A 19,733-nucleotide genomic window follows, 5' to 3' on the forward strand; every position below is an offset into this window, starting at 1 on the left:
TCCTAGGAGCACAGTGACAGGGGCCCGTTCGCGGCTTCGAGCAGCTGCTCGCTGTAGGCCCTGACCAGGACGTGCGCCGAATGGACGCCCCGCTCGTCCTCGTCGATCAAAGCGGTTTCGGTCAGTTCCCGGAGCGCCGCGCGCGCGACCGGCACCGGAACCCCGCAAACGTTCGCGCAGGTCTCCGCGTCGGCGCCCGCGGGCGACGTCAACGAGAACAGGCGGAAGAGCCTGGCGGCAGCGGGGCTGAGCCGACCGTAGGACTCGGCGAACGCGGCGGACGGATCACTCTCCGCGGAGAAGGCCGCCAGCCGCCGGGTGTCGTCGCTCAGTTCCGCCGCCACGGTGGCGAGAGGGAGCTGCGGACGGCCGTTCAGCCGTCCGGCGATACTCGCCAGCGCGAGCGGGAGACGGTCACACGACGCGGCTATTTCGTCGATCTCCGGCGTGGATGCCTGCCGGTCCAGCCGACGCCGGAGCAGCTCCCGCGCCGAACGCGGATCCGGGAGCTCGACGCGCAGCAGGTGGGCGCCGTCGCGCGCGGCGAGGCCGACCAACGGCGCGCGGCTGGTCACGAGCACCAGGCAGCCCGCCGAGTTCGGCAGCAGCGGACGGACCTGCGCCGTGTCCTCCACGTTGTCCAGGAGCACCAGAATGCGCTTGCCCGCGGTCAGCGTGCGGTACGCACCGGTGCTGCCACCGAGCAGGGCGGTGCGTTCCTTCAGGTCCAGGTACAGCTGGCCATCCAGGAACTCCGCCGCAACGTGGTGTGCGAAGCGCGCGGCCAGCGCGGACTTCCCGACCCCGGCCATGCCGTGCAACGCCACGATCAGCGGACTCGTCCGGGGCGTGTGCAGCAGCCGGGTGAGCCGCGCCAGTTCGTCGTCGCGGCCGACAAAAACCGGGAGGTCGGGAGGTAGCTGTGCGGGTCGACGGGTCGCTGGCAGCACCCGCCGCCGGACGTCCCGCAGGGCAGGACCCGGCTCGACGCCGAGGTCCTCGGCGAGCCGGTGGCGGACCGACCGGAATACCGACAGCGCTTCGCTCTGCTGCCCGTCGGCGGCGAGTACGGAGACGAGACTTGCTTGCACGGATTCGTGTAACGGCGCCATTGCCGCCGCCAACCGCAGGGGCGCCAGCACCCGAGCGGGCTGGCCCAGCCGGACCGCGAGCTCCGCCGACGCGCAGCAGGCGTCGTAGAACTCGTTGTCCAGCGCCGCGTGGATCGGGGCGGCGGGAACGGCCTCCGCGGTGGAGCCGTGCCACAACCGCAGACCCTCGACGAAATGGTCGAGCTTGCTGCCCGCTGTGACGAGCGCGCGGAACCGCGAGAGGTCGAGCTCGCCGTCGCGGGCGGCGAACAGGTAGCCGTTGCCCTGGCGTAGGAGGTAGGAGCCGGCCTCGCGGCCCAGGAGCGTGGGCTCCAGAAGCCGGCGCAACGTGCCGACGTACTTGTGGATGATGTTCAAGGCGCTGGACGGAGCCCCGTCGCCCCAGATCAGGTCGATCAGCTCGGTGGTGCTCACCGGCTTGCCGGCGCGGGCGAGCAGCAGGGCAAGGAGGGAGGCCTGCTGCGGTGGTCCGGAATCCAGTTCGACGCCGTCCCGCCAGAGTCGCAGTGGACCGAGTATCTGAAACCGCACGCAAGAAATATGCGACCGCGGCCGGCGCCAGGGGAATGGCCGAGGACGCGAACCAGCCAGGTCAGGGCGGTGGACTAGCCAGGCTTGCACCGTACGATGCAAGGACTATGGGGCTGATCGGGCGGCACGACGAATGCCGAACGCTCGACGAATTGGTCGAAGCCGTCCGTACCGGTCACAGCCGCGCTCTGCTCGTGCGCGGTGAAGCAGGCATCGGGAAGAGCGCACTGCTGACCTACGCCCAGAGCCGGGCGAGCGGACTGCGCGTACTCCGGACGACCGGTATACCGGCGGAGTCGGAGCTTCCGTTCGCCGGCCTCCACCAGCTGTTCGGGTCGCTGGCCGACCGCATCGACGGGCTTCCGGCGCCGCAGCGCGACGCGCTTCGCGTCGCCTTCGGGCTCGCGGACGGCAGCGTTCCCGACCGGTACGTGGTCGCGCTCGGGCTGCTCAGGCTGCTCGCTGACCTGGCGCGCGAGCGCCCGGTGCTCTGCCTGGTCGACGACGAACAGTGGCTCGACCGGCCCACGGTGCTGGCGCTGTCGTTCGTGGCCCGGCGCATCGACACCGAGGCGGTCGGCTTCGTGTTCGCGTCGCGGGAGGACGCCGAGGACTTTCGGGGTATACCGACGCTCGCGCTGGCCGGTCTCTCGGCCCGTGCCGCGCGTGAGCTGTTCGACTCGGTGCTGACCGGGCCGCTCGACCCGTCCATCCGGAATTCGATCCTCACTGAGAGCCGGGGCAACCCGCTGGCGTTGCTCGAGTGGCCCCGGGGCGTCGGCCCGGTGGAGCTGGCCGGTGGCTTCCGGTTCCCGGGCGTGGTGCCGCTCCCGTTCCGGATCGAGGCCACGTACCGGCAGCGCCTCGACGCGCTGCCCGCTGCGGCGCGTCAGTTCCTGCTGCTGGCCGCCGCGGACGCGGTAGGTGATCCCACGACGCTGTGGGCCGCGGCGTCCCGGCTCGGGCTGGAACCGTCCGCCGTGACGCCCGCGCTGGCGTCCGGCCTGCTCGCCGTCGGCGCCCGGGTCGAGTTCGGCGACGCATTGGCGCGGGCGGCGATCTACCGGGCCGCCGACATCGAGCAGCGTCGCCTGGTGCACGACGCCTTAGCGGCTGTCGCACCCGACCCGGACCGCCGGGCCTGGCACCGGGCCAACGCGACCCCCGGCTTGGACGAACAGACCGCGGACGAGCTCGAACGGTCCGCGGACCGCGCGCAGGCCCGGGGCGGTCTGGCCGCCGCAGCTGCCTTCCTGGAACGCGCGGCCGCGCTGACCGTGGAGCCCGAACTGCGGACCCGCCGCATGATCGCCGCGGCGGAGGCGACGCGGGACTCGGGAGCGCACGACGCTGCCCTCGCCCTGCTGGAGTCGGTCGAATCGCGGCCACTGGACGACGATCAGGCCGCACGGGCCATGCGGATCCGCGGGCTGATCGCGATCGAGCAGCACCGCCGCGAGGAGGGGGTCGACCTCGTCTTCGCGGCCGCCAATCGGTTCGCGGACCGCAACAGCCCGGAGGCGCGGGAGACCTCCCTCGAAGCCTTGATCGCGACGTTCTGGGCCGCCGAGCCGCACGATCCGCTCCTCGCGAGGGCAGCGGCGGCGGTCGCGGAGACGGTCCGCCGCTCTGCGGGGCCACCGAACCTCACCGACCTGTTGCTGCGCGGGCTCTACGTCCGGATCACCGAGGGGTTCGCGGCGTCCGCGCCGATCCTCCAGCAGGCCGTCGACGTCCTGGTCGCGGCGGCGCCGTCGGCACGCTGGTCGGTGTTCGGCGTGTTTCGGCAGATGCTCTCGCTCACCGAGGAGACGTGGGACGAGGAGGCCTGGGGCACGTTCGCCACCCGCCAGATCGTCGTCTGCCGACGCGAAGGGGCGCTCGCGCTGCTGTCCCAGGTGCTGAACTGGACGGCGTTCTACCGGATGCACGAAGGCGACCTGCTGGCGGCGCGGGCGCTGCTCGACGAATCGAACTCCGTCGCCGCGGTGACGACCGGCCGGACCAACCGTCACGTCGAAGCGGTTCTGCACGCGTGGTGCGGTGACGAGGAGGAGACGCGGAAGTTCAGCGACGAGGTGCGGCGGTTGATCACCGCGCAGCGCGGGCTCTTCGGCTTCTGCGCCGACTATGCCGACGCCGTCCTGGCCAATTCGCTCGGCCAGTTCCACGTCGCCCTCGAAGCAGCGAAGCGGGCATTCGAATCCGACCAGGTGCTGGTCGGGTCGATGGTGGTGACCGAGTTGCTGGATGCGGCGTGGCAGACCGGTGCCGTCGGCGAGCTGCGCGTCGCGAGGAAGTGGCTGGCCGAGCGGGCCGTCGCCATCGACACCCCGTGGATGCAGGGCATCCACCAGCGGAGCCTGGCGTTGCTGGCCGAGGACGACGCCGCCGAGGAGCACCATCTCCGCTCGATCGAGCTGCTGGGCGCGACCCGCAGCCGGATCGACACCGCCCGCGCGCACCTGCTGTTCGGCGAGTGGCTGGAGCGTCGCGGGCGCCGGGACGAAGCGCATGAGCATCTGCGCGAAGCGCACCAGATGTTTCAGACGCTGGGTGCGGTCGGCTTCGCCGTCCGGGCCGAGGGTGACGCCGTGCAGCAGCCGACGCTGACCGAGCAGGAGGCGCAGATCGCGGCGCTGGCGAGCCAGGGTCTGTCCAACCCGGAGATCGGTGCCCGGCTGTTCATCAGCCGCCGCACCGTCCAGTACCACCTGCGGAAGGTGTTCGCGAAGCTCGGGATCACCTCGCGCGCGCAGCTGCCGAGTGAAGTGTCCCTTCACAAATCGTCCACTGCGTCGGGATTCACTGCGGATGCCTAAACGATGGGAGTCCCAGTGAGTATTCGTAACGTTGTTCTCGTCCACGGAGCATGGGCTGACGGCTCGGGGTGGCGGGGCGTCCACGACCTGCTGACCGCTGACGGCTACTCGGTGAGCGTCGTCCAGCACCCGACGGTGTCCCTGGCCGACGACGCCGCGATCACCCGACGCGTCCTGGACCAGCAGGACGGACCGACGATCCTGGTCGGTCACTCGTACGGCGGCGCCGTGATCACCGAGGCGGGGACGCACGAGAACGTCTCCGCCCTGGTGTACGTGGCGGCGTTCGCGCCCGACAAGGGGGAGTCGGTGAACACGCTGATCGCCGACCCGCCGCCGGGTGCGCCGACGCCGCCGATCCTGCCGCCGGTGGACGGGTTCCTGCTGCTCGACAAGGAGAAGTTCCCGGCCGCGTTCGCCGCCGACCTGCCGGCTGCCGACGCCCGGTTCCTGGCCGACTCGCAGCTGCCCTGGGGCCTGGAGGCCGTCGGCGGGCCGATCACCGAGCCGGCGTGGCGCTCGCGGCCGAGCTGGTACCTGCTCGCCACGGAGGACCACATGATCCCGCCGGTCGCGCAGCGGGCGATGTCCGAGCGCATCGGGGCGGCGGTGACCGAGGTGACCAGCAGTCACGCGGTCTACGTCTCTCATCCGGAGAGCGTGGTCGCGCTCGTCCGGGCGGCGGCAGCGGGCGCCTGAGCCACGGTCCGGCGGCTCCGGCCGCCGGACCCCGTGGCGCGGTCGTGGCACGCTGCCCGCAGCTTCCTCCGACCGAAAGCGACACGATGACCGGGTGGTCGGCCCTAGCGGGTACGCACCAGTACGTCGTGCCCGACGAGACGCACGCCGACGCGTTGGCGAAGGCCCTGTCCGCGTACGGGTTCGCCGACGTCACGGCCCGGCCGTGGCACTCGGTGGCTGGGTGGTGATCGCCGTCGACGACGGGCCCTATCCGGTCGACGCGACCGGCCACCGCACGATGGACGCCGTCGGGCGCGCCGCGGCGGCTCGACCTCTACGTCGAGCTCCTCTGCGCCGCCGACCGGTGGGCGGACGGACGTCCGCGTCGCCGTCCACGAGCAGCTCCCGACATTGCTCGCGCGCTGGGAAAGCGAACCCACCGCGGTGCAGATGGTGCTGTCCGGCCCCGCCGCACTCTCGCCCCACCACGGCCATGCGATCGGCGAGCAGATCAGTTACCTGGCCCAGGAGTTCGACGGCACCCGTCCGGGGTCGTATCTGCACCTGGCGAGTGCACTGGTCCAGAACCGGGACGCCGACGTGTTCGCGGCCGTGACGGACATCGTGACCTGGGACGAGTACGCCAATCCCGACTGGCTGGAGACGCCTCGGTTACCGGTCGCCGTTCCGGCGGGACACATTCTTGTCGGAGGGGTGCTGCACTCTGTGAGTTCCGTCGAGTGACGCCGTTGCGGCACCCGCGTACGCTTCCGATCTGTCCACGACCGGAGACATATCACCGATGAACGCTCACAAAGGCCGGATGGTCGCCGTCGTCATCGGCGCTCTGGTCGCCGGCTCCCTGACGGCCTGCAGCGGCGGCAACGACCCCGAGCCCTCCGTCGACGCCTTTCTCGCGGGCTGGCGCAAAGGCCAGTTCGACAAGGTCGGCTTCGTGGACCCGGCGGGGAAGTCCGTTCCGGCCGCCGACGTCACCGCGCAGTTGAAGAAGGTCACCGCCGAGCTCCCCAGCGCGCCGTCGAAACTGGAGCGCGCGGGCGACGCGTCGGTGAAGGACGAGAACGCCACCAGCACGGTCAAGGTCACCTGGACCCTGCCGGGCGGCGTCACCTGGTCGTACGACACGTCGGTGCGGCTGCGCGAGAACGACGACACGTGGAACGTCGTCTGGGAGCCGGCGCTCGTCCACAAGCAGCTGACGACGGGCGAGACGCTCTCGGTCCGCCGCGAAGAGGCGCCCCGCAGCGGCATCCTCGACAACGCCGGAAGCCCGATCGTCCGCCCGCGGCCGATCGTCACCGTGCTGCTCGACCCGGCCAAGGTCACCGACGCGGCCGCGGCCGCCAAGCAGCTGACCGCCGCGTTCGCGTCGATCGACACCGACGTCGACCTGTCAGACCTGCCCGCCCGGCTGGCCAAGGCCAAACCCGGAATCGCTGTCGACGTCGTGGTGCTCCGCCAGGAGGCGTACGACAAGATCGCGACGCGGATCAGCGCCGTGACCGGCGTGGTGGTCCAGAAGGGCACGCGTGACCTCGCGCCGACCAGGCAGTTCGCCCGCGCGCTGCTCGGCTCGGTCTCGGACGCGACGAAGGAAGACCTCACCGCGAAACCGGGCGTCTACGCCGTGGGCGACCACGTCGGGCACGGCGGGCTGCAGGCCGCGTTCGACCAGAAGCTCCGCGGCACCCCGGGCGTAACGGTCGCAATCGGTGAGAAAGCGACAGTGTTCACCTCCCAGCCGAAGCCCGGCCAGACCATCCGCACCACGCTCGACCAACGCGTCCAGACCGCCGCCGACGCCGCGCTGGACGGCATCACCCAGCAGAGCGCCCTGGTTGCGATCCGGATCAGCGACGGCAGTGTGGTCGCGGCCGCCAACGGACCCGACGGCGGGTCGTTCAACGCCGCGTTCGAGGCCAAGGTCCCGCCGGGGTCGACGTTCAAGATGGTGTCGGCGCTCGGCCTGCTCGACCAGGGCGCTGTCAAGGCCGACGACACCGTCGCCTGCCCCAAGCACCTCGCAGCCGGTGGCCGCGACTTCACGAACTTCGACGACTTCGAGCTGGGCAACGTGCCGTTCCGCGTCGACTTCGCCCAGTCGTGCAACACCGCGTTCGCCGCACTCGCCCCGAAGCTCGGCCCCGACGGCCTGGCTGACGCCGGCCGCATGCTCGGCCTGGAAGCGGACTACGAGCTGGGTCTGCCGGCGTTCTCCGGCAAGGTCTCCACCGGAGGCGACGCAGCGGAGCGTGCCGCGGCCGCGTTCGGTCAGGGCCGCACCGTGGTGAGCCCGCTGTCGATGGCCTCGGCGACGGCCGCGGTGGCGTCCGGCCGATGGACGCCGCCGTCCCTCGTCGACAAGCCGGCCACGGCCCCCGGGCCCCAGCTGAAGCCCGCCGCGGTGGAGCCGCTGCGCGCGATGATGCGCCAGGTCGTCACCGACGGCACCGCGACCTCCCTGCGTGACGTGCCCGGCGCCCCGGTGTACGGCAAGACCGGCACCGCCGAGTTCGACAACAACCCCGATCACGCGCACGCGTGGTGGGTCGGCTGGCAGGGTGACATCGCGTTCGCGGTCTTCGTCGAGAGCGGCGGTCACAGCAGTTCGGTGTCGGTGCCCGTGGCCGAGAAGTTCCTCCGCGGGCTGCGCACGTGAGTGCCCGGATCGCCGGGGGAGCGGCGATCCTGTTGGCGCTCGTCGGTCTGTTCACCGGGAGCTGGCTCGGCAAGGGCCACGAACACGCGGCCCTGATCTACGTCGGCGCGCTGCTCCTCGTCGCTGCCGGCGTATTCGGATTCGCCCGCCCGTCCCGCACGGTGGTCTGGCTGCTCACCGCCCTGGCCGTCGCCTACGTGGTCCTGATGGCGACGATCTTCGCCCTCAACCGCCCCTGACGCCGTTCGGATGTCAGACCGTCAGCGTCTGGACGTCGTACTTGCAGGTAGATGTCCGGATCGTGGCGAAGACGGTCGAGGAACTGATCGCTCAGTTCGTGTGGTGCTGCCAGTGCCCAGAGGGCGACGTGGGTGTCGAGGAGAAGACTCACGTCGGAATGCCGAAATCGTCGGCGAATCGGTCGTTGGTCTCGGGCGAGTCCCTGTCGCCTGACAGGTCGACCTGACCGGCGAGCGAGCCGATTCCTCGACGGTCGACCCTGCGGACGAGGGGGACGATCTTCGCGGCGTCGCGGGCTCGCCACCAGGGGCGGGACACCAGTCCTGCGAGGGCGGCGCCGACGGCGTTAACCAGGACGTCGTCGACGGACGAGACGCGGTCCAACTGGAAGACGTACTGCGCGATCTCGATCAGCAACGAGCAGCCCGCCCCGAGCGCGAGAACCCGCGGCACGGACGCAACGGCCGCGAACCGCATCGGCGCGAAGAACCCCAGTGCCGCGAAGAACGCCAGGTTGCCGGCGATCCCGAGAGCCGGCATCGTCGCCAGGTCCTGCAGCGGGACCAGGCTCACCCGGCCGGGAACGACGCCGGCACCGAGCCCCGGCATCAGCGCCAGCCAGACGAACGGCACGGTCCCGTAGACCATGCTCACCTCGGCCAGCGACGTCCGCCACGGAGAGGCGCCCGGCCGCAGAAGAGCCAGCACCCACACCGCCAGCGCGGGCACCGGCAGCAGCACCAGCGTCATCAGCACGACGCCGTTTTCGGTGTCGTAACAGCCGTGCCAGTGCCCAGCGAAACACCGCGGCGCGGACATCAGAAACATCCGACGCAGGGAGAACACCGCATACGCGAGTCCGAGGATCGCCAGGCTCAACAACAGGACTCTGCGGCGCATCCGCCCATCGAACCGCAGACCCCCTATCGTCCGCGTATGCGTCCTGCGTAGACGGGCCAGCCGGCCGCTGCACCCGCGCGAACGAAGCGCTCCCGGTCGGATAGGGGCGTTACGCTGCACCATCTGGCGGATTTGGTGCAAGGAGGCAGCAGATGGCGCAGCGAGATGACCACTTAAGACTCCGGATCTCCAGCGGCTTTCTCGTCGGGAAGCGGGTGGACGACGGAGTCGCCGCCTTTCTCGGGATCCCCTACGCGCAACCGCCGTTCGGCGCGCACCGTCTGCGGCCGCCGGTGCCCGTCGAGGCGTGGGAAGGCGACCGCGACGCCACCACCCTCGGCCCCACGGTTCCCAAGGGCGACTACCCGCCCCAGTACCAGCCGCTCTTCCCCGAGGTCGTCATTCCGGGCGAGGACTGCCTGAACCTCAACGTCTGGACGCCCGATCCGTCCGCGGACGGCCTTCCGGTCCTGGTCTGGATCCACGGCGGGTCGTTCATGAACGGCTCGAACTCGATCGAGGAGTACGACGGTGCGCGCTTCGCGCGCGACGGACTCGTGTTCGTTTCGGTCAACTACCGGCTCGCCGCCGAGGGCTTTCTTTTTCTGGACGACGACACGGTGCCCAATCGCGGTCTGCTGGACCAGGTCGCGGCGCTGCGGTGGGTGCAGGAGAACATCGCGGCCTTCGGCGGTGACCCGGCGCGGGTGACGGTCGCCGGTGAGTCGGCCGGCGCGATGAGCATCACGACGCTGCTGGCGATGCCCGCGGCGCAGGGGCTGTTCTCCCAGGCCATCACCCAGTCCGGCGCGGCGCTGCACACGATCACGCCGGAGCAGGGACGCATGGTCAGCGGCCTGCTCGCCGAGATCGTGGGCGTGCCGGCGACCCGCGAGGGCTTCGAGAGCGTTCCGCTGGAGCGGCTCGTGCAGGCGGCGTCGGACCTGGTCGTCGAGGTACAGACGAACGCCGACCCCGCGAAGTGGGGCACGATCGCGCAGACGCTGCTGCCGTTTGCGCCGGTCGTCGACGGGGACGTTCTTCCCGTCCACCCGCTCGAGGCGGTGTCCGACGTGCCGCTGCTGACCGGGTGGAACCGGGACGAGGCACGGCTGTTCCTGGTCGCCGCCCAGACGATCGACCTGATCGACGACGCCACGCTGGCTCTCGCCGCCGGCGGGTACGGGCTTCCCGAGGACGGGATCCGGTACTACCGGCAGGCACACGCCACCCCCGGCGACGCCTTGGCGCGCGTCGTCGGTGACTGGACTTTTGCGTTGCCTGCTCTCGCGGTAGCGGACGCGCACCGCGGCCGGACCTGGGTGTACCGGTTCGACTATCCGGACCCGAACGCGAACTCGAACCTCGGGGCGTGCCACGGCGTCGAGTTACCGTTCGTCTTCGACAACCTGCACTGCGCCTCGGTGACGCCGCGGGTGGGTGGCGAACCGTCGCAGGCGGTCGCGGATCGCACGCACGCGATCTGGGTCGCGTTCGCGACCGACGGCGACCCCGGGTGGCCGGCCTACGGCCCTCCCGAGCGGACGATCGGACTGCTCGGGGAGAAGCTCGAGGTGGCGCAGGACCCGGTGGCCGCCGAACGGCGCGCGTGGAGCTGAGCTCTACTTCGGAGGCATCCGGATGCCGCCGTCGACGCGGATGACCTCCGCGTTCATGTAGCTGTTGGTGATCAGCTCGACGACCATGCTGGCGAGCTCGTCGGCCACCCCGAGGCGCTTGGGGAAGAGCACGTTCTTCCCCAGGTTCGCCTTGAACGCGTCGGAGGCCTCGCCCTCGCCGTAGATCGGGGTGTCGATCAGGCCGGGCGCGATCGTGTTGAGCCGGACGCCGACCGCGGACAGGTCGCGGGCGATCGGAAGTGTCATGCCGACGATGCCGCCCTTCGAGGCGGAGTACGACGCCTGGCCGATCTGACCGTCGAACGCGGCCACCGACGCGAGGTTGACGATCGCGCCGCGGCCGCCGTCCTCGTCGGCGTCGTTGCGGCTCATCGCGGTCGCGGCCAGCCGCGTCACGTCGAACGTGCCGATCAGGTTGATCGCGATGACCTTGCGGAAGGCATCGAGGTCGTGGGCGGAGTCGAACTCGCCGTCGCGGCCGACGGTGCGCTGCGCCCAGCCGATACCGGCGGAGTTGACGACCGCGCGGAGCGGGGCGAGCTCGGTCGCGGCGTTCACTGCCGCCTTGATCTGGTCGGTATCGGTGACGTCGACCCTGATAAAAACGCCGCCGATCTCCTTCGCGAGGGCCTCACCCTTCTCGACCTGAAGGTCCGCGACCACGACGGTCGCGCCCTTCGCCGCGAGCTGGCGGGCCGCGGCGGCACCGATACCCGACGCGCCACCGGTGACGAGGGCGCTTGCGCCGTTGATGTCCATGGGGCCTCACTGTAGTGAACCGCGGTTCTGGTTCCCGGGTTATTGCTGAAGGTGTTCGAGGTCCTCGAGGAGGCTCGGGTGCGTCGGCTTCCAGCCGAGCGCTTCGCGGGTGTGGGCGCTCGACGACGGCTGGTCGGCCGCGAAGATCGGGCCGAGCGGGCCGTAGGTCTCCTCGGGAACCGCCTCGACCGGGAGGTTCAGGCGTCGGCCGATGACCGCGGCGATGTCGCGCACCCGGTCGCCCTCGTCGGCGACGGCGTGCCAGGACGTTCCCGGCTCGGCCTGCTCCAGGGCCAGGCGGAACAGGACTGCGGCGTCGAGCGCGTGCACGGCCGGCCAGCGCTGGGTGCCGTCACCCGCGTAGCCGGAGATCCCGGTGCGGCGGGCGATGTCGGTCAGCAGGCCGGCGAAGCCGCCGTTGCCCTCGTTGTGGACCGTCCGTGGCATGCGCACCGCGGTGCTCCGCACACCGCGCGACGCCAGGCCGAGAACCGCGGTGACCGCGCGCCCGCGTCCGCCTACCGGGCCGTCGGTCGGCAGCGGATCCTGCTCGGTGGAGGTGCGGCCGGGGATCCACGGGGTACCGGAGACCGTGACGTAGGGGCGGTCGCTGCCGACGAGCTCTTCGCCGAGGGCCGCCATCGCGGCGCTCTCCTCCGCGACCGCTGCGGCGAGCGCGTCGGGGCCGCTGAAGTCGTTGCGGAAGGCCAGGTGGATCACCCCGTCGGCGTTGGCGGCTCCGGCGCGGAGAGCCTCCAGGTCGCCGAGGTGCCCGCGCAGTGGCGTCGCGCCGGCCTTTTCGGCGGCAACTGCGGAGGCGTCGGAGCGGGCGAGCGTGGTGACCGTGTGGCCGGAGCTCAGCAGTTCGGCGACGACCGCCGAACCGATCAGGCCGGTGCCGCCGGTGACGAACACGTGCATGGCGTTCTCCTGTCAGTGATGGGACCGTTGTCCCATCACTGTAGCGCGGTGATGGGACAACGGTCCCATCGACTAGTATGGGGGTGTGGCGCGATGGGAACCGGGAGCGCGGGAGCGGCTCGTACTGGCTGCTGTCGACCTGTTCACCGAGCAGGGGTACGACGCCACGACCGTCACGCAGATCGCCGAGCGGGCCGGCGTCACCAAGAGCACGTTCTTCCGGCATTTCCCCGACAAGCGTGAGCTCCTCGTCGCGGGACAGGACGCCTTGAGCCGGCTACTGGCGGAGGGGATCGCGGAGGCGTCGGCGGACGCGAGCCCGCTCGAGGCGGTCGCCGCCGGGCTCGAGCGGGCGTCGAGCATGATGGGTCCGCTGAACCGGGAGCTCGGTCCCCGGCTGAAAGCCGCTGTCGCCGCCAGCGTCGAACTGCAGGAACGTGACGCGCTCAAGAGTGTCGGTCTCGCGATCGCGATGACGGCGGCTCTCGTCGACCGCGGTGTCGCCGAACCGATCGCCCAGCTCGCGGCCGAGCTGGGCGTGCTCGCGTTCAAGCGGGGTTATGCGAAGTGGTCCGAAGACGACAGTGAGAGCGGGCTGGCGCCGTATGCCGTCGAGGCCCTGAACGAGCTCCGGGCGGCCAGCGCGTCGCTCTAATTGTTTGCATAGATGAACGTAACCCTCCGCAGCTGCGTCCTCCTGAGTAGTGGTCGACAGCGAGGAGGCGACATGCGTCAGGGATCGCATACGCGACGACGGGGCATGCAGGGCGCCGGGCCACCCGGTGTGGCGGCCGGGGCGATGCTGGTGGCGGCACTGGCTACCGCGTGGGTGTTCCGGGCCGACTTCGGCCTGGGACCGGCCGCCGCGGACACCACGACGCAGGTGACGACCGACCACTCCGCCCACACCGCGACGCCGGTGGACGCGACCCTGGCGGCGTCGTCCGGTCCGGTGACCGAGCTCGACAAGCAGTTGCTCGTCAAGGTGCGCCAGGCCGACCTGTGGGAGCTCCCGGCGGGTCGGCTCGCGCAGGAGAACGGCTCGATGGAGCAGGTCAAGCGTGCCGGAATGCACCTGATGGAGGGGCACTCCCGGCTCGATCAGATGGTCCGGGAGATCGCCGCGGCGCTGAAGGTGCCCATTCCCGACAAGCCCACCGCCGATCAGCAGTCGTGGCTCGATCGCCTGGAGTCGTCGAAGGGCTCGGAGTTCGATCAGTTCTTCGCCAACCAGCTCCGGGACTCGCACGGGAAGGTGTTCGTCGTCATCGCGAAGGTGCGGGCGACGACGCAGAACAGCGTCATCCGTGACCTGGCGATCGAGGCCGACCGGACCGTGGCCGACCACATGGAGGTCATGGAGGACACCGGTCTGGTGAAGCCTCAGACGTTCGACTCCGTCGCGGCCGACGTGTTGCCCTGACCGTGCTCCAGGCGCTGCCACCACTCCGGGTCCGGCAGTTCCCCGGCGGCGGCGACCAGGCTGTCCAGCGCGTTCGTGACGAGCTCGGGCTGGTCGGCGGTGATGTGCGCGGCGAGCTCGGCGAGTGCCGCGCGCCGTTGACGCATGGTGACGGCGACCAGCTCGGTGCCCTCGGGCGTCAGGCCCAGCCACGACACGCGCAGGTCGTCGGCACGCTGGAACCGGCGCACCAGACCACGGCGGATGAGCCGGTCGCAGTTCCTGGTCGCCGTCGACGGCGTCACGCCGAGTTCCGCGGCGAGGTCCACCGTGCGCAGCGGCGCCCGGGAGGCGAGGACGACCAGGATGCGGTACTGGGGGAGCGTCACGTCGACCTGGACGTCGCCGAGCGACCGTGCCGTCAGCCCGACGAGCACGCGGCTCATCGCCATCAGCGAATCCACCAGCGCCGATTCCATCGGGTTCACCGCCAGCGGACGGCGGGGGCGCACCGGGTCGCGTTCGAGCCGTCGAGGTCGATTCGGTGACCGTCCGGGGTCAGGAGGCAGGGCGGTGAGTTCTCGCCGGGGTCGGCGATGCCGTCCGCGGTGACGGCGCTGATCCGGGGCGCCGCCGCGGACGTCCGCTTGGTGTCGAAGGCGACGAGGAACGTTCCGTTGACGGTCTGTGCCCACTGGGTCTGGTTGCCCACCGTCACCGTGACGCCTCGGGTGCCCGGGGCGACGCGGCCCGCGACGACCCGGTAGCTCCCGTTGCCCTCCCGGATGCCGGCGCTGTCGTCGTCGACCTGAAAGGGGACCGGCACCCAGTTCAGGCTCTCGGCGAGCGGCTCACCACCGCCGCCGCCCGCGTTGTAGGGGCCGCCGTCGCCGTTGAGCTCGCACACGAGGACCCGGGCACGCGAGTAGATCAGCGCCCAGCCTTTGTCGGGGGTGCCGACGAGGTTGTAGAGGCTGCCGGTCACGTCGTTGTTGAAACTGCGCCCACACCCGGCGACGATCTCCTGCGCCCGGGCGGGCGTGACTTCGAGTTGTGCAGGATGTGGCGCGGTGACCCAGTTCGGTGTCGGTACGGGCTTCGCCGACGCCTCGCTCGTGCACGCGGCCAGGAGCGTCACCGCGAGCGCCATCATCCACAGCCTGGGTCGGGTCACTCTGCGGAGGCTAGCAACGCGGTGGAAGCGGCACGGAGCCGCTCGTCCTCGGCGAAGGCGTGCCAGCCGCGGCTCCACGCGTGCCGACGGCAGTTCCTGCTCGGACGCGGCAGCGGGTCCTACCGCTCGGCGGCGGCGGGCCAGGCCTCGTCGATCCAGGTACCAGTCGGTCGCTAGACCGGGAACTTCACGCCGGTGAGGCTCTCGGAGACCGACCACAGGCGCTGCTGAACCGACACGTCGTAGGACTGCGGGCTGGAGGTGACCAGCCGGGGGTACCCACGCACCTCGCCGATTCCCGACGGGCCGAAGTACTGGCCGCCGAGAACGGCGGGGTCGGCGGCGGCACGCACTGTGGGCAGCGCGCCCATCGACGGTTTCTGGGTGACGACGGGGGCGAGCCAGGTGAGCGGCAGCCGCAGGGTCGCCGGAGCGTTGCGGACGAGCTCGGTGTTGGACATGCCGGGGTGGGCGGCCGCCGCGACCGTCGTGCCGTGCGTCGCGAGCCGGCGCTGCAGCTCGTAGGTGAACAGCAAGTTGGCCAGTTTGGACTGTCCGTACGCCCCGACCCGGCTGTACGACCGCTCCCACTGCAGATCGTCGAAGTGGATCGCGGCACGGATGCGGTGACCGACGCTGCTGACCGTCACCACTCGGGAGCCGGCCACCGGCAGGAGCCGGTCCAGCAGTAAGCCGGTGAATGCGAAGTGGCCCAGGTGGTTGGTGCCGAACTGCAGCTCGAAGCCGTCCCGGGTGGTCTGCTTCGGCGTGTACATGACGCCCGCGTTGTTGATCAGCAGGTCGATCTGCGGGTGGGCGGCGCGCAGGTCGGCGGCGGCCGCGCGCACGGACTCCAGCGACGTCAGGTCCAGCGCCTGCACGGTGACGTCGCCGGTCATCCGGGCGGCGGCCTGCTTGCCCTTCTCGGTGTCGCGCACGGCGAGCACCACCGCCGCCCCGCGGTCGGCGAGCAGGCGGGCGGTCTCGTAGCCCAGTCCGGTGTTGGCGCCGGTCACGATCGCCACGCGGCCGGTCTGGTCAGGGATGTCGCGCTCGGTCCAGGTCATGTCGTCCTCCTAAAGACCATCGGTCTGTTACTTCTCCGACGGTAAGAGACCGACGGTCTGCTGTCAAGAGACCGTCGGTCTTTACGCTAGGATCGGTTGCATGACGTTCCAGCGCGCCCGCAGCGAGGAGCAGCGGGAGGCCCGGCGCCGCGCGATCCTCGACACGGCGGCGGCGATGCTCGACGAGATGCCGGTCGCCGACGTGACCCTCAACGAGCTGAGTCGACGCGTCGGCCTCGCGAAGTCGAACGTCTTGCGGTACTTCGAGTCCCGCGAAGCGGTGCTGCTCGAACTGCTGGACCACTTCCTGCGTGTCTGGCTGACCGAGCTGTCGGACGACCTGGCGAAGGGCGTCGAGCCGGGCGAGCAGGCGGCGGGGCAGGTGGCCGAGATCCTCAGCCGGTCACTGGCCGAGCGTCCGGTGCTGTGCGGCCTGTTCGGTGCGCAGGGCGGAGTGCTGGAGCACAACGTCTCGATCGAGGTCGTGACGCGCTACAAGCGGGCGTCGCTCGAGAACCTGCAGACGATGACCGACCTGATGCGTCAGCACCTGCCCGAGCTCGGCGACAGCGCCCAGGTGTTCTGCCTGCACACCCTGGTCGTGGCCGGCGCGCTGTCCGCCTACACCCCGCCGCCCCCGGCGCTGCTCGCCGCCTACGAGGCCAACCCCGAACTCGCGACGATCCAACTCGACCTCCGCGCCAACCTCCGCCTGGCCGTGGACACGTCCCTCTTCGGCCTTCTCCCGCGCTGATCCTGGTCCTGGTGGTCCCAGGTACGGCGGGGTGCTTCCTCGGCGTTCCGGCTGGTCGCAGCATGGGGGCATGAGCAAATACGCACTCGTCACCGGCGCGACGTCCGGGATCGGGCGGGCCTACGCCGAGCGGCTGGCCGCCGAGGGATACGACCTGGTGGTCGTGGGACGGCGCCGGGAGCGCCTGGAGGAGTTCGCCGCCGCGCACCCCGACGTCACCGTCCGCGTCCTCGCCGCCGACCTGTCCACCGCCGAGGGCATCGACGCGGTCGCCGCGGTCTGCGCGACCGAGCCGTTGACGATGCTCGTCAACAACGCCGGCGTCGCGCACTACATGCCGCTCGCCGACCTGCCCGCCGCCAAAGCCACAGAGCTGGTCGACGTCAAAGTGCTCGCCCCCACGCTGCTCACCCGCGCCGTGGTGGCGGGCATGATCGAACGCGGCGAGGGCACGATCGTCAACGTCGCCGGCATGATCGCGTTCAGCGGCCCGGCGCCGCACGCGCAGATGCCCCGGCGCGCGGTCTACGGCGGGAGCCTGGCCTACTCGGTCGCGATGTCGCAGACGCTGGCCGCGGAACTGGAGGGCACCGGCGTCACCGTGCAGGTGGTGTGCCCGGGCGTGGTGGCCACCGAGTTCCACACCGTGCAGGGCCTCGACCTCAGCGCGGTGCCGCGGATGAGCGCCGAGGACGTCGTCACCGCGAGCCTGCGCGGCCTGGAGCTCGGCGAGGTCGTGTGCGCCCCGGGCGTCGAGGACGCCGGTCTGCTGGACGCGGTCTTCCGCGCGGACCTGGAAGTGTTCGGCGCCCAGAGCCCCGAACTGGCCTCCCGTTATCGTTGAGGGCGAACATCACGCTCCGGGGAGACTCTCATTCGTACCGTCAACGCCATCGCCGCGACCTCGGCCACCGACCCGCTCGTGCGCACCACGATCGAGCGCCGTGACCTGGGCCCGCACGACGTCCTGATCGAGATCCGGTACGCCGGTATCTGCCACTCCGACATCCACACCGTTCGCGCCGAGTGGGGCCGGATCACCTACCCGCAGACGGTCGGCCACGAGATCGTCGGCGAGGTCACCGAGGTCGGCAGCGACGTCACCGGGCACGCCGTCGGCGACCGGGTCGGCGTCGGCTGCATGGTCAACTCGTGCCGCGAGTGCGAGAACTGCAAGGCCGGTCAGGAGCAGTACTGCCTCGAAGGCAACATCCAGACCTACGCCGGAACCGACCGGGACGGCACCATCACGCAGGGCGGTTACTCGACGCACATCGTCGTGAACCAGGACTTCGTGCTGCGTGTGCCCGAGTCGATCCCGTACGAGGCGGCGGCGCCGCTGCTGTGCGCGGGCATCACCACGTACTCCCCGCTGATGCACTGGAAGGCCGGTCCCGGCTCGAAGGTCGCCGTGGTGGGACTGGGCGGTCTGGGTCACATGGCGGTGAAGATCGCCGCGGCGATGGGTGCCGAGGTGACGGTTCTCTCGCAGACGCTGAGCAAGCAGGACGACGGGCTGGCGTTCGGTGCCCAGCACTACTACGCCACGAGTGACCCGGCCACGTTCAAGGAGCTCCGGAACACCTTCGACCTGATCATCAACACGGTCAGCGCGAAGATCAAGATGTCGTCCTACCTGCGTCTGCTGCGTCTGGACGGCACGTTCGTGAGCGTCGGCGCGCCGCCGGAGCCGCTGGAGGTGCCCGCGTTCGCGCTGATCGGCGCCCGCCGCTCGTTCGCCGGCTCGAACATCGGCGGGATCGCCGAGACCCAGGAGATGCTCGACTTCTGCGCCGAGCGGGGCATCGCGCCGGAGGTCGAGGTCATCGACGCCGACCGGGTGAACGAGGCCTACGAGCGGGTGCTCTCCTCGGACGTGCGGTACCGCTTCGTCATCGACGTGGAAACACTGCGCTGAAGAACGCGGTGATGTCGCCGGCGAGCAGTTCGGGCTCCTCGTGCGCCGCGAAGTGGCCGCCGCGCGGCATCACCGTGTACCGCACGACGTCATGATTGCGCTCGACCCAACTGCGGGGTTTCCGGGCGCCGAGGTCGGCGGGGAAACGTGCGAACGCGGTCGGCACCTCGACCCGCTCGACCGCCGGAACCAGCCGGTTGTACCGCTCGTAGTACGGCCGGAACGACGTCGAGATGGCGTTCGTGAACCAGTACAGCGACGCCTGCGTGAGCACGAAGTCGTCGCTGAAACTCGAGAAGTCGTCACTCCATGCGCGGTACTTCTCGAGGATCCACGCGAGCAGGCCGGACGGTGAGTCGGACAACCCCTGGGCGAGCGTCAGCGGGCGGGTCGACTGCTCCAGCGAGTACCCGCGCTCGGCCGCGCTCCACGCCGCCTCCTCGTCCAGGTAGGCGCGCTCCTCGTCGGTGAGCCCTTCGGCGTCGTACGACGCCGGGGGGGCGGCGTCCAGGAGGTGGAGGCCGACGACCGCGTCCGGATACGCCTGCGCGAGGCGGCTGACGTCGCCCGCGCCGATGTCGGACCCGTGGACGCCGTACCGCGCGAAGCCGAGCTCGTCGTGCATGAGCCGGTGCCAGAGGTCGTGGGTGTGCGGCGCCTGTTCGAGGGCGGGCCGCTGCGGCGAGAACCCGTACCCCGGCAGCGACGGGACGATCACCGTGAACGCGTCCTCCGCGCGGCCCCCGAAGCGCGACGGCGACGACAGCCGCGACGCCAGCCCGGTCAGCTCCAGGAACGTGCTCGGCCATCCGTTGGCGAGCAGGAGCGGTGGTGCGTCCGCGCGTTCGGCGTCGAAGCGCAGGTAGTGAACAGCGCCCTCGTGGTGCGGCAGCGCGTTGATCGCCGCCTCGTGTTCGCGCCAGTCGTAGTCCGACGCCCAGTACTCGACCAACCGGCGCAACGTGTCGCCGTCGGTGCCCGCTTCCCACGGGGCGAGCGGCCAGGGCGTGGCCCAGCGCGTCGCCCGCAGTCGGGCACGGAGGTCCTGCAGGTCAGCTTCCGAGATGTTCAACACCACTAAAAGCTATTACCGGTGTCGGCGAGATGTCAACACCGGTATCGAGATATAGTG

Annotated in this window: 20 protein-coding genes and 2 pseudogenes; 12 read left to right on the forward strand and 10 right to left on the reverse strand. The window is 70.7% G+C overall.

All coding sequences use genetic code 11. The annotated features are described in order from the left end of the window. Positions 1–2: 2 nt before the first annotated feature. Complete coding sequence (locus ACGFY5_RS29090; protein WP_392724690.1) at positions 3–1,643, reverse strand: BTAD domain-containing putative transcriptional regulator; 1,641 nt, start codon at positions 1,641–1,643, stop codon at positions 3–5. Positions 1,644–1,750: 107 nt separating this feature from the next. On the opposite strand from ACGFY5_RS29090, the gene ACGFY5_RS29095 reads away from it, so the two are divergent. From ACGFY5_RS29095 to ACGFY5_RS29120, 6 genes are all read left to right on the forward strand, one after another. Beyond that, positions 1,751–4,465 (forward strand): AAA family ATPase, encoded by a 2,715-nt coding sequence (locus ACGFY5_RS29095; protein WP_392724691.1) that lies wholly within the window; start codon positions 1,751–1,753, stop codon positions 4,463–4,465. Between the two features lie 15 nt (positions 4,466–4,480). Continuing rightward, a complete protein-coding gene (locus ACGFY5_RS29100) occupies positions 4,481–5,164 on the forward strand; it encodes an alpha/beta fold hydrolase (RefSeq protein ID WP_392724692.1) in 684 nt (227 codons plus the stop codon). An 86-nt stretch (positions 5,165–5,250) separates the two neighbouring features. Continuing rightward, positions 5,251–5,394, forward strand: a complete 144-nt coding sequence (locus tag ACGFY5_RS29105; protein WP_392724693.1) for a hypothetical protein — start codon at positions 5,251–5,253, stop codon at positions 5,392–5,394. Positions 5,395–5,557: 163 nt separating this feature from the next. Continuing rightward, positions 5,558–5,890, forward strand: a complete 333-nt coding sequence (locus ACGFY5_RS29110) for a hypothetical protein (RefSeq protein ID WP_392724694.1) — start codon at positions 5,558–5,560, stop codon at positions 5,888–5,890. A gap of 58 nt (positions 5,891–5,948) precedes the next feature. Further along, positions 5,949–7,826, forward strand: a complete 1,878-nt coding sequence (locus tag ACGFY5_RS29115; RefSeq protein WP_392724695.1) for a penicillin-binding transpeptidase domain-containing protein — start codon at positions 5,949–5,951, stop codon at positions 7,824–7,826. After that, entirely contained in the window at positions 7,823–8,065 is a 243-nt protein-coding gene (locus ACGFY5_RS29120; RefSeq protein WP_392724696.1) for a hypothetical protein, read from the forward strand. The genes ACGFY5_RS29115 and ACGFY5_RS29120 overlap by 4 nt, the downstream gene beginning before the upstream one ends. A gap of 44 nt (positions 8,066–8,109) precedes the next feature. Here ACGFY5_RS29120 and ACGFY5_RS29125 read toward each other — a convergent pair. From ACGFY5_RS29125 to ACGFY5_RS29135, 3 genes and pseudogenes are all read right to left on the reverse strand, one after another. Beyond that, positions 8,110–8,217 (reverse strand): annotated as a pseudogene (locus ACGFY5_RS29125) (PIN domain nuclease); the annotation flags it as partial. After that, on the reverse strand, positions 8,214–8,387 hold the full coding sequence (locus ACGFY5_RS29130; protein ID WP_392725059.1) for a prevent-host-death protein: 174 nt from the start codon (positions 8,385–8,387) through the stop codon (positions 8,214–8,216). The gene ACGFY5_RS29130 and the pseudogene ACGFY5_RS29125, both read right to left, overlap by 4 nt. Next, positions 8,364–8,966 (reverse strand): annotated as a pseudogene (locus ACGFY5_RS29135) (VanZ family protein); the annotation flags it as partial. The pseudogene ACGFY5_RS29135 and the gene ACGFY5_RS29130, both read right to left, overlap by 24 nt. A 152-nt stretch (positions 8,967–9,118) precedes the next feature. On the opposite strand from ACGFY5_RS29135, the gene ACGFY5_RS29140 reads away from it, so the two are divergent. Then, positions 9,119–10,585, forward strand: a complete 1,467-nt coding sequence (locus tag ACGFY5_RS29140) for a carboxylesterase/lipase family protein (RefSeq protein WP_392724697.1) — start codon at positions 9,119–9,121, stop codon at positions 10,583–10,585. Between the two features lie 3 nt (positions 10,586–10,588). Here ACGFY5_RS29140 and ACGFY5_RS29145 read toward each other — a convergent pair whose 3' ends face one another. Together ACGFY5_RS29145 and ACGFY5_RS29150 are read right to left on the reverse strand one after the other, a co-directional pair. Beyond that, positions 10,589–11,365: an SDR family NAD(P)-dependent oxidoreductase gene (locus ACGFY5_RS29145; RefSeq protein ID WP_392724698.1), complete on the reverse strand. Its 777-nt coding sequence runs from the start codon at positions 11,363–11,365 to the stop codon at positions 10,589–10,591. A 39-nt stretch (positions 11,366–11,404) separates the two neighbouring features. After that, positions 11,405–12,286, reverse strand: coding sequence for an SDR family oxidoreductase (locus ACGFY5_RS29150; protein WP_392724700.1), 882 nt, complete (start codon positions 12,284–12,286; stop codon positions 11,405–11,407). An 85-nt stretch (positions 12,287–12,371) separates the two neighbouring features. On the opposite strand from ACGFY5_RS29150, the gene ACGFY5_RS29155 reads away from it, so the two are divergent. Next, positions 12,372–12,941: a TetR/AcrR family transcriptional regulator gene (locus tag ACGFY5_RS29155; protein WP_392724701.1), complete on the forward strand. Its 570-nt coding sequence runs from the start codon at positions 12,372–12,374 to the stop codon at positions 12,939–12,941. Between the two features lie 72 nt (positions 12,942–13,013). After that, on the forward strand, positions 13,014–13,709 hold the full coding sequence (locus ACGFY5_RS29160; RefSeq protein ID WP_392724702.1) for a DUF4142 domain-containing protein: 696 nt from the start codon (positions 13,014–13,016) through the stop codon (positions 13,707–13,709). On the opposite strand, the gene ACGFY5_RS29165 is transcribed toward ACGFY5_RS29160, so the two are convergent. The 3 genes from ACGFY5_RS29165 to ACGFY5_RS29175 form a co-directional block, all read right to left on the reverse strand. Beyond that, complete coding sequence (locus ACGFY5_RS29165; RefSeq protein ID WP_392724704.1) at positions 13,670–14,167, reverse strand: MarR family winged helix-turn-helix transcriptional regulator; 498 nt, start codon at positions 14,165–14,167, stop codon at positions 13,670–13,672. The two genes, ACGFY5_RS29160 and ACGFY5_RS29165, sit on opposite strands and share 40 nt — an antisense overlap. A 5-nt stretch (positions 14,168–14,172) precedes the next feature. Further along, positions 14,173–14,862: a hypothetical protein gene (locus tag ACGFY5_RS29170; RefSeq protein WP_392724706.1), complete on the reverse strand. Its 690-nt coding sequence runs from the start codon at positions 14,860–14,862 to the stop codon at positions 14,173–14,175. Positions 14,863–15,035: 173 nt separating this feature from the next. Next, positions 15,036–15,929, reverse strand: a complete 894-nt coding sequence (locus tag ACGFY5_RS29175; RefSeq protein ID WP_392724708.1) for an SDR family NAD(P)-dependent oxidoreductase — start codon at positions 15,927–15,929, stop codon at positions 15,036–15,038. Between the two features lie 100 nt (positions 15,930–16,029). Between ACGFY5_RS29175 and ACGFY5_RS29180 the strand changes: the two genes are divergently transcribed. The 3 genes from ACGFY5_RS29180 to ACGFY5_RS29190 all read left to right on the forward strand — a co-directional run bounded on the left by ACGFY5_RS29180 (position 16,030) and on the right by ACGFY5_RS29190 (position 18,601). Further along, the gene (locus tag ACGFY5_RS29180) at positions 16,030–16,683 is read left to right on the forward strand and encodes a TetR/AcrR family transcriptional regulator (RefSeq protein WP_392724710.1); all 654 of its coding nucleotides are present in this window, start codon (positions 16,030–16,032) and stop codon (positions 16,681–16,683) included. A 70-nt stretch (positions 16,684–16,753) separates the two neighbouring features. Next, positions 16,754–17,527: an SDR family NAD(P)-dependent oxidoreductase gene (locus ACGFY5_RS29185; RefSeq protein WP_392724712.1), complete on the forward strand. Its 774-nt coding sequence runs from the start codon at positions 16,754–16,756 to the stop codon at positions 17,525–17,527. 30 nt (positions 17,528–17,557) lie between these two features. Next, positions 17,558–18,601 carry an NAD(P)-dependent alcohol dehydrogenase gene (locus ACGFY5_RS29190; RefSeq protein WP_392725061.1) on the forward strand — a complete coding sequence of 348 codons (1,044 nt, stop codon included), beginning with the start codon at positions 17,558–17,560 and terminating at the stop codon, positions 18,599–18,601. Here ACGFY5_RS29190 and ACGFY5_RS29195 read toward each other — a convergent pair. Beyond that, positions 18,576–19,676, reverse strand: coding sequence for an epoxide hydrolase family protein (locus ACGFY5_RS29195; RefSeq protein WP_392724714.1), 1,101 nt, complete (start codon positions 19,674–19,676; stop codon positions 18,576–18,578). The genes ACGFY5_RS29190 and ACGFY5_RS29195 overlap by 26 nt on opposite strands. Between the last annotated feature and the right edge of the window lie 57 nt (positions 19,677–19,733).

It is taken from the genome of Cryptosporangium sp. NPDC048952, from assembly GCF_043197895.1.
GTDB lineage: Bacteria > Actinomycetota > Actinomycetes > Mycobacteriales > Cryptosporangiaceae > Cryptosporangium.